The organism is Streptomyces sp. AHU1, from assembly GCF_045343905.1.
Lineage (GTDB): Bacteria > Actinomycetota > Actinomycetes > Streptomycetales > Streptomycetaceae > Streptomyces > Streptomyces triticiradicis.
In genome coordinates, this window is sequence record NZ_CP174283.1 from 7,901,961 (window position 1) to 7,917,804 (window position 15,844).

10 protein-coding genes are annotated in these 15,844 nt (G+C 72.7%); 5 read left to right on the forward strand and 5 right to left on the reverse strand.

Going from position 1 to position 15,844, the window contains the following annotated elements:
- Positions 1-133: 133 nt before the first annotated feature.
- Genes ACICHK_RS34915 through ACICHK_RS34925 form a run of 3 tightly spaced genes read left to right on the forward strand, consistent with a single transcriptional unit; the run spans position 134 to position 2,492 of the window.
- Positions 134-880, forward strand: a complete 747-nt coding sequence (locus ACICHK_RS34915) for a nuclear transport factor 2 family protein (RefSeq protein ID WP_406840034.1) — start codon at positions 134-136, stop codon at positions 878-880.
- Entirely contained in the window at positions 877-1,218 is a 342-nt protein-coding gene (locus ACICHK_RS34920; RefSeq protein ID WP_103550321.1) for a YciI family protein, read from the forward strand. The genes ACICHK_RS34915 and ACICHK_RS34920 overlap by 4 nt, the downstream gene beginning before the upstream one ends.
- A complete protein-coding gene (locus ACICHK_RS34925) occupies positions 1,215-2,492 on the forward strand; it encodes an RNA polymerase sigma factor (RefSeq protein WP_406840035.1) in 1,278 nt (425 codons plus the stop codon). The genes ACICHK_RS34920 and ACICHK_RS34925 overlap by 4 nt, the downstream gene beginning before the upstream one ends.
- A gap of 244 nt (positions 2,493-2,736) precedes the next feature.
- On the opposite strand, the gene ACICHK_RS34930 is transcribed toward ACICHK_RS34925, so the two are convergent.
- The 5 genes from ACICHK_RS34930 to ACICHK_RS34950 form a co-directional block, all read right to left on the reverse strand.
- Positions 2,737-3,063 carry a hypothetical protein gene (locus ACICHK_RS34930; protein WP_406840036.1) on the reverse strand — a complete coding sequence of 109 codons (327 nt, stop codon included), beginning with the start codon at positions 3,061-3,063 and terminating at the stop codon, positions 2,737-2,739.
- 372 nt (positions 3,064-3,435) lie between these two features.
- A complete protein-coding gene (locus ACICHK_RS34935) occupies positions 3,436-4,458 on the reverse strand; it encodes a hypothetical protein (protein ID WP_406840037.1) in 1,023 nt (340 codons plus the stop codon).
- Positions 4,459-4,698: 240 nt separating this feature from the next.
- A complete protein-coding gene (locus ACICHK_RS34940; protein WP_406840038.1) occupies positions 4,699-5,532 on the reverse strand; it encodes a thioesterase II family protein in 834 nt (277 codons plus the stop codon).
- Positions 5,529-7,385 carry a non-ribosomal peptide synthetase gene (locus ACICHK_RS34945; RefSeq protein WP_406841399.1) on the reverse strand — a complete coding sequence of 619 codons (1,857 nt, stop codon included), beginning with the start codon at positions 7,383-7,385 and terminating at the stop codon, positions 5,529-5,531. Before ACICHK_RS34945 ends, ACICHK_RS34940 begins: the two co-directional genes overlap by 4 nt.
- A gap of 725 nt (positions 7,386-8,110) precedes the next feature.
- The gene (locus ACICHK_RS34950) at positions 8,111-11,260 is read right to left on the reverse strand and encodes a type I polyketide synthase (RefSeq protein WP_406840039.1); all 3,150 of its coding nucleotides are present in this window, start codon (positions 11,258-11,260) and stop codon (positions 8,111-8,113) included.
- Positions 11,261-11,455: 195 nt separating this feature from the next.
- On the opposite strand from ACICHK_RS34950, the gene ACICHK_RS34955 reads away from it, so the two are divergent.
- Together ACICHK_RS34955 and ACICHK_RS34960 are read left to right on the forward strand one after the other, a co-directional pair.
- Positions 11,456-14,608 carry an amino acid adenylation domain-containing protein gene (locus tag ACICHK_RS34955; RefSeq protein WP_406841400.1) on the forward strand — a complete coding sequence of 1,051 codons (3,153 nt, stop codon included), beginning with the start codon at positions 11,456-11,458 and terminating at the stop codon, positions 14,606-14,608.
- Positions 14,605-15,792 (forward strand): cytochrome P450, encoded by a 1,188-nt coding sequence (locus ACICHK_RS34960; RefSeq protein ID WP_406840040.1) that lies wholly within the window; start codon positions 14,605-14,607, stop codon positions 15,790-15,792. The genes ACICHK_RS34955 and ACICHK_RS34960 overlap by 4 nt, the downstream gene beginning before the upstream one ends.
- Positions 15,793-15,844: the final 52 nt, after the last annotated feature.

The window sequence follows — 15,844 nt, forward strand, 5'->3', positions numbered from 1 at the left end:
CGCGAACCGCGTCCGACGGCGCTCGGGAACCCGGGTTCGAAGGCGCTCGCGAAAAAATTTCCGCCGCCGGTCGATCCGCCGGGGTGCGGTTCGTCGGTGGGGTGTAGGAAGCTCGTGAGCACCGGGAGGAACCATGAAGTACATGCTGCTGGTCTGCGGCGACGACACCGCCGACGCCTCCGGTATGGCACCCGTAGAACCCTGGGTCGAGGAGTTGGGCGCCGAGCGGGGCGTCCGGCTGCACGGCCACCGCCTCCGGCTGCCCGCCGAGGCGGTCACCGTCCGGGTGCGCGACGGCGAAGTACTGCGCACCGACGGACCGTTCGCCGAGACGAAGGAGTACGTCGCCGGCTTCGACGTCCTCGACTGCGCGTCCATGGAGGAGGCGGTCGAGGCCGCCGCGAAACACCCCGTCGCGACGATCGGCGCCATGGAGGTCCGCGCGTTCTGGGACGACGAGGACGCCGAAGGAGAGATCCGCCGCCTCGACGGCGAGCTCACCGAGGCGCTCCGTGAACGTGACATCGACCGGGTGATGGCCTGCTACGCCCCCGACGTCGAGGTGTTCCACCCCGCGGGCGACGCGGAACAGAGCGGTGCGGACGCCCTGCGCAAGGCGCAGGAACAGTGGTTCTCGACGCTCGCGGGCCCCGCCGAACGCGAGGTGCTCGACCTCCGTGTGCGTGTCGACGAGAGCGTCGCCTTCGGCCACGCCCTGGTGCGCCTGCGCGCCCCGCTCGCCGACGGCACCACCCTGGACACCACCGCACGCGTCACCACGGGCTACCGCGCGGCCGGAGACCGCTGGCGGATCGTCCACCAGCACACGTCCGTGCCGTCGGCCCCGGACCCTTCGACGGCGAGGGAGGGGCGGTCATGAAGTACGCCCTGTTCATCTGCACACCGGTCGACGGCGAGGAGCTCGCTCCCGAGGAGATCGCCGCCGACCCGCGGTTCGCCTCGTACGTCCAGGAGGTGCGCGAGCGCGGCATCGTGAAGGGCGGAGCCCGGCTGCGCCCGGCGACCGACGCCACCACCGTCCGGGTCCAGGGCGACGAAGTCCTGCTCACCGACGGGCCGTTCGTCGAATCGAAGGAGTACGTGGCGGGCATCGACATCATCGAGGTCGCCGACCTCGACGAGGCCATCGCGCTCGCGTCCCGGCACCCGGCGGCGCTGGGCGGCGGTTCGGTGGAGGTGCGGCCGGTCTGGGAATGAACGACGGGGTCGAGGAGGCGGTCGCGGCCGCGTTCCGCGAGGAGTGGGGCCAGGTCGTCGCCACCCTGATCCGGATGACCGGCGACTGGGACCTCGCCGAGGAGTGCGCCCAGGACGCCTTCGCCCAGGCACTCGACCGGTGGCGGCGCGACGGAGTACCGCGCCGCCCCGGCGCCTGGCTGACCACGACCGCGCGCAACCGTGCCCTGGACGTACTGCGCCGGGAGGCGGTCGGCGCGCGGAAGCTGCGGGAGGTGGCGGTGGCGGCGCGCGACGACGTTCCGTACGACCCGTACGGAACGTACAACCCGTACGAACCGGACCCCGGCGACGAGAGCGGGGTGGGCGACGACCGGCTGCGGCTGATCTTCACCTGCTGCCACCCGGCGCTGGCCATCGAGGCCCGGGTGGCCCTCACCCTGCGCACCCTGGCCGGGCTGACCACACCCGAGATCGCGCGCGCCTTCCTCGTCCCCGAGGCGACGATGGCGCAACGGCTGGTGCGCGCCAAGCGGAAGATCCGCAACGCGGGCATCCCCTACCGCGTACCGCCCGCCCACCTCCTGCCCGAACGCACCACGGGTGTCCTCGGCGTTCTCTACCTGCTCTTCAACGAGGGGTACGCCGCCACGGCCGGCGCCGATCTGGTGCGCGCGAACCTCTCGGCGGAGGCGGTCCGCCTCGCCCGTGTCCTGGCCCGACTGATGCCCGACGAGCCCGAAGTCCTCGGCCTGCTCGCGCTGTTGCTGCTCCACGACGCGCGCAGCGGCACCCGTGTCGACTCCTCCGGCGACCTGGTCACCCTGGAGGACCAGGACCGTACCGCCTGGGACACCTCGAAGGCGGACGAGGGCGCCGCACTGCTGGAGACCGCCCTGCGCCGGGGACGCCCGGGCCCGTACCAGATCCAGGCCGCGATCGCCGCCTGCCACACCACCGCGGCCACGGCCGAGGAGACCGACTGGGCCGACATCGCCGCCCTCTACGGCGAGCTCCGGCGCTTCGTGCCCTCCGCCGTGGTCCGGCTCAACCAGGCGGTCGCCGTCGGCATGTCCGAGGGCCCCGACGCCGGGCTCGCCCTGGTCGCCGAACTGGAGCAGGAGGGTGAACTGGACGCCTACCACCTGCTGCCCGCCACCCGCGCGGACCTGCTGCGCCGCGCCGGCCGCACGGCGGAGGCGGCCGAGTCCTACGGCCGGGCCCTCGAACTGGTGGAGAACGCGGCCGAGCGGAGATTCCTGGAGAAGCGGCTCGGGGAGTGTCGATCGGCGTAGAGGCGTTCGTCGGTGGGGCGAGACCACCTCCCGGACGGTGCCCGCCGGGAGCGACGACACCACTCTCCCGACCCTCGGAGGCCCCTCCCATGACCACCCCGGCTCCCACGACTCCGTCGGCCCCGATGCCCCCGGCGGATGCCGCCGCCGTCCCGGCCACCCCCGTCCCCGGCGTGGCCGTACCGGCGACGGAGCCCACCCCGGCGCCACGTGCCCGAGGCCCCCTCGGCCGGCTGCTCGCCCGTCACGCATGGCCGAAGGCGACCACCGCGCCGGTGGCCCCGCCCACCGAAGCCGTCCCGAGCACCCCGAGCACCCCGGACGTCTGGCTCGCCGGGCTACGCCTGGGAAGCTGACTCCGCGTGCGCATGTCGGCGAGTTCGAAGACGCCGTACAGGTAGTACCCCCAGCCGGCCCCGCCGCCCAAGTCGTACGAGGCGTACGCGACGGCTCCGTCCAACACCGCCGACACCTTGTCGGGCGACATCCCGAAGCGCAAGGGGGCGACTCCCACCAAAGGATCCAGCGTCCACCGTGCCTGTCCCGGGGACTCCTTGGGCCGCTGGCCCATCTCGACCCAACTCCCGTGCCACCCACCGATGACCACGCCGGGCATCAGTCGACATCAGCCGACACCACGGTCAGCAGGCGTCGCGGAATCCACCACGGCTGCGGCGCTTCTCCCGCCGACACTCGTCGCACCACGCCCCGCAGGAAGGTCTCCGCCCGGGGTCCCGTCGACACGGCCTTTCCCCATGCCCGCATGTGCCTGCGATACCTGGCGCGCAAGGTCATCAGACCCCGAGCCGGTGCGGCGAAGCCCCATGCCCCTACGACCCGGAGATCGTTACGGGACAAGACTCAGGGCGGCGCGGGGATCCGCTCGGGCTTCGGACCGGTCGGCGCCGACTGCTCGCCCGGCGGGAGGGACGCGCGGACGTGCTCACTGCATGACTTCGAGATGGGGGTGGTCGAACGAGGTCGGGCAGACATAGATCTGCATGCTGCAGCCCCTGCCGATCTTCACCATCGGCGCATCGGCGGGAGTGCGCAGCCCGGTGGGACCTGACGGCTTCTCGAGGTCTTTCAGCGGGGTCCAGCTGTCGTTCCAGCCGTTGCCTTCGCCGGAGTCGATGGTGAACAGGGGCTCGTACCGGGCGTTGCAGGTATCGCAGTGCATGGGCTTGGGGTCGCAGAGACTCCACGGGGCCCAACCGCCGACCTTCCAACCAGGAGCGACCGAGAGCTCGTACCGGTAGTAGGCGCCGCCGAGGCCTTCTTCCGGGTCCTCCTCCTGCTCTTCTCCCCAGGCGTAGAGACGGTCGGCGAGCTCCTCCGGGAGTTCGTGCGGTGCCGGGTACTCGGTGACGGCCTCGGGGTGCAGGACACAGGGCGCGGGAACGTAGCCGCCGTAGTGCTCGACGTCGGCGGGTTCCGGGGGATCGGTGAGCAGCTCGCCGACGCCCGCGGCGTTCCGCCAGACGAGGCGGGCGGCGGGAAGCCCGTTGTGGTGGTCGAGGGGGCACCACAGGACTTGCAGAAGGTCGGCTCCCTCGGGGCCCGCGAAGCCCGGGACGTCGCGGAGGTGGAGCTGGGCGACCGGCAGCAGGGCGTTCGGCTCGGTGTGAGCCGGATGCCCTGCTTGGAGCTCGGCGAAATACGCGCGCTCGTCGGGGTCGAGGAGGTGCTCGCGAGGCTCGCGGGGGCGAAGCCAGGCGGCGTCGAGCAGCGCCCGCCTTCGGCGGATGTCGTCGAGGGAGACGGGCGGGTTCCCGTTGTGGTGTTCCTTCGCGCAGGTCGGCCATGTCTCGTCGGCCGGCCACAGGAGTGGTCCGCCGACGGAGCTGTCGTGAACGGTCGGCCGGCCCGCGCGGGGGTGCAGGCGGACGGCCTGCCTGGCCAACGGCGCCAGCTCCGGGAACACGGACGCGATGTCAACAGGCCGGGGCGGGGTGGTTCTTGACACTCGTGCTCCTTCAGCAGCCACCTGGGAGTTTCGGGCGGACTGTACCCGCGGGATGTGACAGTCCTGTCCACTGCCGGCCAGGCGGTCTTCGCCGATGTCGGTGCCGAGTCGTGGATCACCCCGCTCGCGCGCGGAGCACGTCGGGAGCCGGCCCGCGTCCCGATGGGCGGTCCGTGTGCCCGTACCCGGGTGCGGGTCCCCGTTCGTGTCACTCAACTCCGTGGCCCCGCACCCGGATCCTCAGGAGCTGGGCCGCGGGGTGGAGAGGGCCTCCCGCAGGATCGGGTACGGCGGGTCGGCGACGAGGTAGAAGTGGTTCCCGGGGACGCCGACCTCCTGGACGGGCGCCGTGGTCAGCGTGCTCCACGGGCGGCGGTCCGCGTCCTCGTCCAGGTCGCCGACGATGGTGGTGACCGGACATCCGAGCAGCGGCTCGGGCGCCATCTCATAGGTGTGGAACATGCGGTTGTCGGCGATCAGGTACGGCAGGACCACCTCCTGGAAGATCGGGTCGGCGACCATCTCCGCCTCGGTGCCGCCCATCCTGACCAGCTCCTCGAGGATCTCGTCGGGGTCCTCGTCGCCGAGGAAGGGAGCGGGCAGCGGGGCGTCGCAGGAGCCGGAGGCGAAGAGGTGCTCGATCTCGATGCCCCGGCGCTGGAGTTCGCGTGCCGTCTCCAGGGCCACCGGGGCGCCCAGGCTGTGTCCGAAGAGGGAGAGCGGGAGATCCGCCAGTGGTTCCAGCGCGTCGGCGACACCGGCGGCGAGCCGGAGGAGATCGTCCGGCGGTTCCTCGTCGAACCGGTTGGCGCGCCCCGGGTACTGGACGGCGTGCACCTCGACCTCGGTCAGCGACCGGCCCCAGGAACGGTAGAAGGACGCCGACGCCCCGGCGTGCGCGAAGCACACCAGACGTCCGCGCGCTTCGGGCCGAGGGGTCTCGCACACGAGCCAGCGCGAGGCGTCCGAGGCCGTCGGGATCCCCGAGTTCCCCAAGTTTCCCGAGTTCCCCGAGTGCTCGGCGTCCTCCGGGTTCTCCGAGGTCTCCGGGGCACTTGACGCGTCCGCGGTCACTGGCGGGCCTCCTTCCGGGCGCGCTGCTGGCGAAGTCTGGCCGTACGGGCCCTGCGGGCGGCGTCGGCGGAGGAGGACGGCGCCGTGTCCTCCCCCTGTTCGCGGCTGGTGCGGATGAGCGCGATCTGTGCTGCCACGGTGGTTTCCTGGAACAGGGAGACGATCGACGGCCGCATCCCGCAGTGCTGCTCCAGCGCGTCCTGGAGCTTGAACATGGCCAGTGAATGGCCGCCGAGATCGAAGAAGTTGACGTCCGGCGGCACCGTGGCCACGCCGAGCACCTCCGACCAGGCTGCGGTCACCCGGTCGGCGAGCGGATCGTCGGTGAGCGGAGCGGCCGCCGGGCGGGCGGTGTCCGGGCGGGCGGCGGCCGACGGCTCCGCGGCGAGTGTCCGCAGCAGCGCGCGGTCGAGCTTGCCGTTGAGGTTGCGCGGCAGTTCCGGCAGGACCCGTAACTCGCCGGGCACCATCACGGGGGGCAGCTTCTCGGCGAGGGCGCGGCGCAGTACGACCGGGTCCGCGCCCCCCGGGGACGCGACGAAGCCGATCAGGCCCGATCGCCGCGCGTCGGGCAGCACGACCGTGTCCCGCACGCCTTCCAGCGCGCGCAGTGCCGACTCGACCGCACCGAGCTCCACACGGTGGCCGCGGACCTTGATCTGGTCGTCCCCGCGGCCGACGAAGTCCAGGCCGTGGTCCGCGTTCCGGCGGACGATGTCGCCGGTCCGGTACATCCGCGCGCCGGGTCCGCCGGCGAAGGGGTCGTCGAGGAAGACCGCCGCGGTGGCCTCGGGACGGCCGAAGTAGCCCCGTGCCACCCCGTCCCCGCCGATGAACAACTCGCCCTCCGCGCCCGGTGGTACGGGTCGGAGCTCGCCGTCGAGGACGTAGAGCCGGGCACCGGGTACCGGGCCGCCGATGCTGACCGGCCCGGCATCCGTGAAGCGGTGGTAGGTGGCCCAGACGGTCGCCTCGGTCGGTCCGTACTCGTTGACCAGCTCCACCACGGAGGAGTGAACGGCGAAGTGCCGTTCGACCAGGGACGGGGGCAGGGATTCGCCCGCCACGATCACCTGCCGCAGACAGGCCAGCGGATCGGTCCCGGCGCGTTCGGCGGCGTCGAGCAGCAGCCCGTACAGCGTGGGCACGCACAGGGTGCGGCTCACGCGGTGGCGGCTGACGAGCGAGACCAGCCGGTCGGTGTCGCGCAGTTCGTCCGCGGACGCCACCACCAGGCAGCCTCCCGCCAGGAGCGTCCCCCATATCCCGGCGACCGACGAGTCGAAGGCCAGCGGTGACACCAGGAGGAAGGTCGCGCTTCCCGGGTAGACCGCGAGGCGGGCCCGGGTCGAGGCGGTGAGATTGCGGTGCTCGACGACGACGCCCTTGGGCTCCCCCGTACTGCCCGAGGTGTAGATGAGGTAGGCCGGATCGGCCGGGCCGACCGTCGTCGCGAAGGAACCGGGGGCCGCGGTGTCCGGGTCCTCGCCGGGGACGCCCGGGACCGTGACGACGGGTACCCGGGCACCGGCCGCCCGGTCCCGGGTGTGCGCCGTCGTGACGACGGCCTTCACCCGCGCGTCCTGGAGGATCGTGGCGACCCGGGCGTCCGGCTGGGCCAGATCGACGGGGACGTAGGCGGCGCCCGCGCCGAGGACGCCGAGCACGGCGGCGATCATCGCGGCGGAGGGCTCGGCGAGCAGGGCGACCCGGTCACCGGCGGTCACTCCGGCCGCGGCGAGCCGGTGGGACAGCTGCCGGGACCAGGAGATCAGCTCGCCGTAGGTGACAGTGGTGTCCTCGCAGCGTACGGCGATCGCCGCGGGACGGTCGGCGGCCAGGCGGGCCACCATTTCGTGCACGGGGACGAACGCGTTTCGGGGCAGGGGTCCGCCGGGTTCCGGGACCGTCCACTCCTGTGTCGTTCCGTCGCTGTCCTTCGGCTCGGACGGAGAGGATTTCACGGGTGGTAAGGCCGACATGAGAAAACTCCCCAAAGCTATCAGCGGGATTACTGGGGGCTCGCGCGATGTGTGCGCTCCAACCGGCCTCACCAGCACTTCGCCGACGAATTCGATGGCATTCGACGGCGTGAGTTCGCCTATTGCTCGGTCCGGATTCGAGATGAGAAGCGTGAGCGCGGTCTTTTCTGTCACGGATGACCGCGACATCGTGATGCGATCATAGGAGGGCGGCTTGATCCATGCAACGGACCGGTGCGGACGGGGTATTGGTTGTCCCGGTTGGAATCGGGTTGTGCGGTTCGTCGCGTGCGGTCCGGCCGAAAGCGGAATTGTGTGATCCGTGTGTACGGGAAAGTCATGCACGCCGATGCATGAATTGACTCGTGTTCGGCAGTCGGAGGATGTGGGCGTTTCGACTCCTTCGAAGTCGTGAGTCGCCGATGCGTGAAATGGGCCGTCTGTCGAAGTGCGGCGACGTCGCCCCGCCGCCCCGGGTGCGGAAGCAGCGGGCCCCGTCGAGCGGCCCCCGTCGAGCGGGGCGCGCCCGGGGCGGTCGGCGGGCCGCGTCCTTCCGGCCCCCTCTCCGTACTCGCCCCGGGCGCCCCGCGCCCGCTCTACGTGCCCTGCCCGTCCGTCTCCTCCAGGACGCGGCGGACCAGCGCGATATGACCGTTCAGCGTCCGCCGGGCCAGCACCTCGCGCACGGGGACACGGACGCCGAACTCGTCGTTCACCCTGCGGATGAGCCGGATGATCAGCAGGGAGTCGCCGCCCTGCTCGAAGAAGTCGGCGTCCGCCGGGAATGCGTCACGGCCGAGCAGTTCCGCCCAGATCCGTGTCACTGCCTCCGCCGGATCGACCGGATCGACCGGATCGGCCGGGGGCGCCGGGCTCTCGGGTTCCGGCTGCTCGCTCCGCCGCTCCGGCAGGGGCGAGGGGACCGGGGAGCGGCTCGGCTCCGGTTCGGGCGAGGCGAGCGCTTCCGGGGCCACCGAGCGCGGTCCCGCGAAGGGGTAGCCGGGCAGCCTGGTCCGGCGGCCGCCGCCGACCGGCCCGGCCGGCGCGATCGGCTGCCCCCGGGTCCACAGGGCGCCGACGCCGGCGAGCACGGCCGACCCCGGCATGTCCCTGGCCCGGTCCAGGGCGACCGCGGGGAGGCCGGCAGCCTCCGCCATCGGGGAGAGGGGACGCCCCGGACCGATCTCCACGGCCAGGGCGCCCGGAAGGTGCGTGACCAGCGAGTCGAGGGCGGTGCCGAACAGCACGGACTGCCGGACCTGGGTGACGAACATGTCGCGCGGGAGGACGGTACCGGCCGCGACGACCCGCCCGGACACGTTGAGCGCGATCGGGAGGGTGGACGGACGGAGCTCGATCCCGGCCATCACCCGGGTGAGCGTGGGCAGCGCGGGCTCGATCAGACGGGAGTGGCCCGCGTGGGTGTAGCGCAGGCGCCGTACGAAGAAGGTGTCGCCGATGTGCCGGAGGTATGCGTCCACCTCCTCGACCGGCCCGCCCAGCACACAGGAGTCGGGACCGTTGACCGCGGCCACGTCGAGGCCGAGACCCCACTCCTCGGCGAGTGCGAGGGCCCGCTTCACATCCGCCCCGATGGCCAGCATCGCGCCCTCCGGGCAGTCCTGCATGGCCTGGCCGCGCGCGGTGATGAACGCGGCCGCGTCCTCCAGGCCGAGGACCCCGGCGACGGCGGCCGCGGCGATCTCGCCGGAACTGTGCCCGCACACCGCGGCCGGTCGGACCCCCAGTTCTTGGAGCGCGGTCGCCGCCGCGTGGCCGACGGCGAAGAGGGCCGGCTGCGCCAGTCCGGGCCGGTTCAGCTCGTCGGCGGGGAAGTCCGGGTCGAACAGCGCCTGCCGGATCCGCTCCGCCAGCGGGGAGGCGAAGGCCGCCAGGCACCGGTCGAGCGCCCGGCCGAAGGCGGGAAGGACGGTGAAGGGCTCGGCCATGGCCGGGCGTTGGGTGCCTCCGCCGGGGAAGAGGAAGACCACCGGGGCGGGACCCGTCACCGGCGCGGTGCCCCGGGACACCCCGGACCGGTCGGCCAGGCGCTCGGCGACCTCGGCACTCGTGCGGCCCGTGACCGCGAGGCGTTCGCCCAGGGCCGGCCGTCCGTCGGCCAGGGTGTTGCGGACCTCGTCGAGGTCCGGATCGCGGGCTTTCAGGTGGGCGGCCAGGTCGTCGGCCACCCGGTCGAGTGCCTCGGGATCCGCCGCCGAGAGCAGCACCAGACGCTCATGCGGCACCGGCACCTCGGCGGAGGCGGACGCGGAGGCGGGGGCCGCGACCACGACGGACGCGGCCGGCTCGCGCGGCGGCGCCTGCTCGATCACCACGTGCGCGTTGGTCCCGCCGATCCCGAACGCGCTCACCCCGGCGCGCCGCGGACGGTCCCCGGGCCAGGGGACGGCCTCGGTGGGTATGTAGAGGGGGCAGTCCTCGCTCGCCTCCAGCAGGGGATTGCGCTCGGTGAACCCCGCGACGGGCGGGATCACGCCGCCGCGCACCACGAGCAGGGCCCTGATCAGCGCGGCGACTCCCGCGGCGGCGTCCAGATGGCCGACGCTGGCCTTCAGGGCGCCCACCGCCACACTGCCCGGCCGTGCTCCCGCCCTGCGCAGCGCGGCGTCGGCCGCCGCCCACTCGATCGGGTCGCCGATCCGGGTGCCGGTGCCGTGGGTCTCCAGATAGCCGATGGAGCCGCCGTCGACCTCGGCCGCATCGAGCGCCGCGCCGATGACCCGCTCCTGCCCCGCGGAGGACGGCGCGTAGTAACCGGCCTTGGTGTTCCCGTCGTTGTTGATCGCGGTGCCCAGGATGACGCCGTGCGGAACGGGGTCGTCCTCGGTGACGTCCGCCAGTCGGCGCAGCACCACGGCGCCCGCGCCGGACCCGGCGATCACCCCGTCCGCGTGCCGGTCGAACGGCCGGCACGCACCCGTGGCGGACAGCACGCCGCCCGGCTGGTGCAGATGACCCGCCTGGGGATAGCCGAACCCGGCCCCCACCACGAGGGCCTGGTCGCAATCACCGCCGAGCAGTGCCTGCACCGCCAGGTGCACGGCGACCAGTGAGGAGGAACAGGCCGTCTGCACGGCGAAGGCCGGTCCGGTCAGGCCGAGTCTGTAGGCCACGCGGCTCGCCATGAAGTCCGGCTCGGTGCCGTGGACCATGTCGTCCAGCAGGCCCGGATCGACGTTCCCGCCGCGGATCATCGCGCGCAGATAGCCGCTGCCCGTCATGGACGCGTAGACGCCGGTGACCGGCGTGCCCTCGCGGGGCAGGGACCCCGCGTCCTCGAGGGCGTTCCAGGCCACCTCCAGCATCCAGCGATGCTGAGGGTCCATCAGTTCCGCCTCGCGCTTGCGGATCTGGAAGAATTCGTGGTCGAAGCGGTCCCAGTCGTCGAGGTGGCCGCGTACGGGCACGTAGTCCGGGTCGGCGGCCAGTGCGGCGGGCACTCCGGCCGCGACCGACTCCTCCCGGGTGTATCTCCTGCTGTGCACGCCCCCGTGAAGCTGGGAATCCCACCAGTCGTCGATTCCACGAGGGCCCGGTAACCGTGCCGCCATGCCCGTGACCGCGATGTCCAAGGAGCGATCCCGACTCGTCACAACGTCCCCCATCATGCCGCCAGAAATCGGATATTCGGTCTGATGTTGTGCTGCTGTCGCATTGTTCTCGCGCGAAAAGGGCGGCCTTCGGCGGTGGGCGGGACAGGTTTCCTCGGACCGCGCTGCGATCATGGCACAGTTCACCGCCGGCGAACGAGGGATCGGCTCAGTCGTATTCGCATGACGCCTGTTTCAACCACGTTCTGCGAAAGGGGGGTTGGCAGGAAATGAGTGGACGTGACAACGTCGTACGGTCCTGATGATGTGCTCTCGAACCCCTTATTGCACGGGGTTGTGAAGGGAGTTGATGTGTTGCGCTCGAATGCCGTGTGGACCGCGGGAGTTGTCGGGGAATCGCCGGGGGAAGGGCTGCATGACGTCTTCGCCGCACAGGCACGCGCCCGACCGCGGCACACAGCCCTCATCGCCCGGAACGCCCGGGTGTCGTACGGGGAATTAGACGCCCGCGCGGAGGAATTGGCCGACGGGCTCGCCGCCGCCGGTGTCGGACAGGGGCATGTCGTGCCGATCCTGTTGCCCCGGTCCGTCGACCTGGTGGCCGCCCTGCTGGCCGTGCTCGAACTCGGCGCCGCGTACGCGCTGCTCGACCCGGACTGGCCGCCCGCCCGTCTCGACGCGGTGGTGGAACAGCTCCGGCCCCCTCTCGTCGTCGGTCGGCCCGGCGCGGCGGAGGGACTGCCCGCACCGCTGTGGACACCGGCCGACGGCGGTACGACCGGCGGCCGTACGGCCGGCGGCGGTACGGGCGGCGACGGTGAAGGGGAACGCCCCGCCCGCCGCCCCGGGGTGGCCGTGCGGGGCCAGGACGCGTGCTGTGTGTTCTTCACCTCGGGCACCACGGGGCGGCCCAAAGGGGTGATCACCCCGCACCGGGCGACGGCACGGCTCTTCCGGCCGGACACCTTCGCGCGTTTCGACCGGAACACGGTCGTCCCCCTCGCGGCGGCACTGCCGTGGGACGCCTTCTCCCTCGAACTGTGGGCCGCGCTGTACAACGGCGGCACCGGTGTCCTGATCGACGAGCCGTTCCTGACGGCCGAGGCCCTGCGCGCGATGGTCACCGACCACGGCGTGAACACGGTGTGGCTGACCAGCAGCCTGTTCAACCTGATGGTCGACGAGGACCTGACCGCGCTGAGCGGCCTGTCCCAAGTGATCATCGGCGGTGAGCGCCTGTCCGTGCGGCACGTCGGCCGCTTCCTCGACCGGTTCCCCGGCACGGTCCTCATCAACGGCTACGGCCCGGTCGAGAGCACGGTGTTCGCCACCACGCACCGGATCACCGCCGAGGACTGCGCCCGGCCCGACGGCATCCCGCTGGGGCGTCCGGTGCCCGGCACCTCCGTCCTCATCCTCCGGGACGGCAGCTCCCGCGCGGCCGGGGAACCGGGGGAGATCTGTGTCGCGGGCGACGGACTGGCCCTCGGCTACCTCGACGAACCCGCCCTCACCGCCGAGAAGTTCATCAGCGTCGACATCGACGGCGAGCAGGTCCGGCTGTACCGCACCGGGGACCTGGGCACCCGGGACGAGAACGGGACCGTGGAGTTCCGCGGACGGATCGACCGGCAGGTGAAGATCCGCGGCAACCGTGTCGAACCCGCCGAGGTGGAGCGGCAGATCGAGCACCTGGTCCCGTACGTCGCCGACTGCCGGGTGGTCCCCCGCTGGAACGAGCCCGCGGGCGCCTTCGAACTGGTGGCCTTCTGCGTACCGGGCCCGGCCGAGGGCGCGCCGCCGGACGTACCGGCGATCCTCGCCCGCCACCTGCCCGCCTACCAGCGCCCCGCCCACATCGCCTTCGTGGACTCGTTCCCGCTGACCGACAGGGGAAAGCTGGACGACCGGGCCCTGCTGGCGAGCGTGCCCGGCACACCGGCCGAGAGCGATCACGGCCCGGCCGAGGGCGATCACGGTCCGGCCGAGGACCACCACGGCGCGGTCGACGACCCGCTGGTCCGCCTGGTGGCGGAGGCGTTCGCCGAGGTGCTGGGCAGAGCGGCCGTACCGGCCCGCACCCCCTTCTTCGACCTGGGCGGCTCCTCGCTCCAGGCCGCCCGCGCCTGCACCCGTATCCGCAGGCGGACGGGGCGGCCCGTACCGCTGTCGAGCCTCTACGAGCACGCGTCGGCCGAACGCCTCGGAACCTGGCTCCGCTCGGCGCGGGACACGGGCGGCCCGGCGCGGGACACGGGCGCCGTACCGCCGCCCGTCGGCGGCATCCCGCTGACCGCCATGGAGCTGGTCTTCCTGACCCGGCACCTGACGGCGCCCCAGGACCGGTCCGGATACTGCCTGATGGTCTGGCACCTGGACGGCCCGCTCGACCAGGACCGGCTGGAGGACGCCGTCGCCGCCGTCCACGAACGGCACCAGGTGCTGCGCACCGCCTTCCGGGCCGACCCCCGCCCCCACGCCGAGGTCACCGACATCTGCGCCCCGCCCCTGGAACTCCTGGACGCCCGGCCGACCACCGACGAGGCGGCCGCCGCGCTGCGGCAGCTCTTCGACGAGCCCCTCGAACCCCAGGACGCCGACCTGTGGCGCGCCGCGCTGGTGCCGGTGGCCGAGACGGGGGGCCGGCTGTTCGGGCTCCTCGTCCACCACATCGCTTTCGACGGCCGGTCGGAGTCCGTCCTGGCGCGCGACCTGTCCGACGCCTACGCCGGGCGTGAGCCCCGGCCCGCCCCGCCCGGTCTGGCCGAGCGGGCCCGGCTGACCACGGCGGCCACGCCCCTCACGGACCGGGCGGAGCGCGCCGAGCGGGCACGGGAAGAACTCCGGGACGTGCCCCCGATCCGCTGGCCCGAACGGCCCGGCCCCGGGGAGACCGGGGTGGGACACCTCGACGTGTCCGTACCCGCGGACCTCACGACGGGCCTCGACGCGACGGGCACGGCGCTCGGTGCGAGCAGGTTCGTGGTGCTCCTGTCGGCCTGGGCGGACGTCCTGGCCGAGGTCTGCGGCCAACGGGACTTCGCCGTGGGCGTGCCCGTCGCCGAGCGCACCGTCCCGGAGCTGGAGCGGACCGTCGGCTGCCTGATCGACATGATGCCGGTGCGGCTGCGCGGCGACGCGGTGAACGGCGGTGAGAGCGGTGTCCGGGAGACCGGTGCGGTGGTGCACCGCGCCTTCACCCGCAGCGACGTCCCCTTCACGGCCATCGCGCAGGGCGCCGGGACGACGTCCGGGCGACCGCCGGTGTTCCAGTGCCTCTTCGCCCTCCAGGACAACCCTCCGCCCCGGCTCGACCTGCCCGGTGTGACCGCCGCCCACCTGCGCCAGCCGTACGCAGCCCTTCCCGTGGAACTGCACCTCGAGGTGTGGCCGGACGAGAACGGCGCGCTCGACGTGGTGCTCTCGTTCCGGCGTGCCGCCGTCACCGGGACCACCGCACTCGATCTGCTCAAGGGCTACCACGACCGTCTCGCCCTGATCGCCGCGGGAGCCGCGAAATGACCGTGATCACTCATTCCCCCGCCGATGTCGTCGACCCCGGCCTGCACGCCTCCGGCGAGGTGTTCGCCCTGTGGCGCTGGATGAGACGGCACGCCCCGGTCCACTGGCACGAACCGGGCGACCTGCCGGGCTTCTGGTCGCTCACCCGCTACGACGACATCCGGCAGGTGTACCAGGACCCGGCCGTCTTCAGTTCGGCCCGGGGCGTCCTGCTGCGGCCGGCGGAGCTGGGGGAGGACCCCGGCAGCGGCCGGACCATGGCCCTCACCGACCCGCCCAGGCACCGCGCCCTGCGCGGGCAGGTGGCCGACCGGTTCAGCGAACGCTGCGCCCGCTCCCTGGCGGACGAGATGCGCGCCGAGATCCGCTCGGTGGTCACCCGCGCCGTCGGGGCGGGCACCTGCGACGTGGTCCACGACATCGGGGCCCGCCTGTCCGGCCACAACATCGGCAGACTGCTCGGGGTACCGCCGGAGGACCGCGAACGACTGCTGGCCTGGACGACGGAGGCGTTCGAGTCCGGCAAACCCCTCACCAGCCATCTCGCGCTGATGCGCTACTTCATCGACATGATGTACGCGCGGATGGAGGAGCCCGCCGACGACGCGATGGGCATGTTCGTGAACAACGAGGTCCAAGGCGAGCTGCTGACCGAGACCGAGATCCTGCTGGGCTGCGAGAACCTCGTCGGGGCGTCGGAGAACGCGGGGCTGTCGATGGCCTCGGGGATCCTCGCCCTCGCCGGGCATCCGCGGCAGTGGCGGCGGCTGGTACGGGAGCGGGACGACGAGCTCCTCAGGACCGCGGCGGAGGAGGTGCTGCGGTGGACGAGCAGCGCCACGCACAGCATGCGGACGGCCACGACGGACACCGTCGTCGGGGGCAGGCGCATCGCGGCCGGGGACCGGGTGGTGCTGTGGATCCCCTCGGCCAACCGGGACGAGTCGGTGTTCACCGAACCCGAACGGTTCGACCTCGGCCGGCGGCCCAACCGCCATCTGGCCCTGGGCACGGGTGAACACGTCTGCATCGGGAGCACCATGGCCCGTCACCAGATGCGGATGCTCCTGGAGACGCTCGTGGAGTCGGTCGCCGTCGTCGAACCGGCCGGAGACGTGGAGCCGCTGCGTTCGATCACGGTGAACGGCCCGGCGCACGCCGCCGTGCGCCTGGTCGCCCGCTGAGCGGGGCGGCCGGCGGCCGGAGGCCCGGCTTTCGTCGTGGACGCCCGGCCCC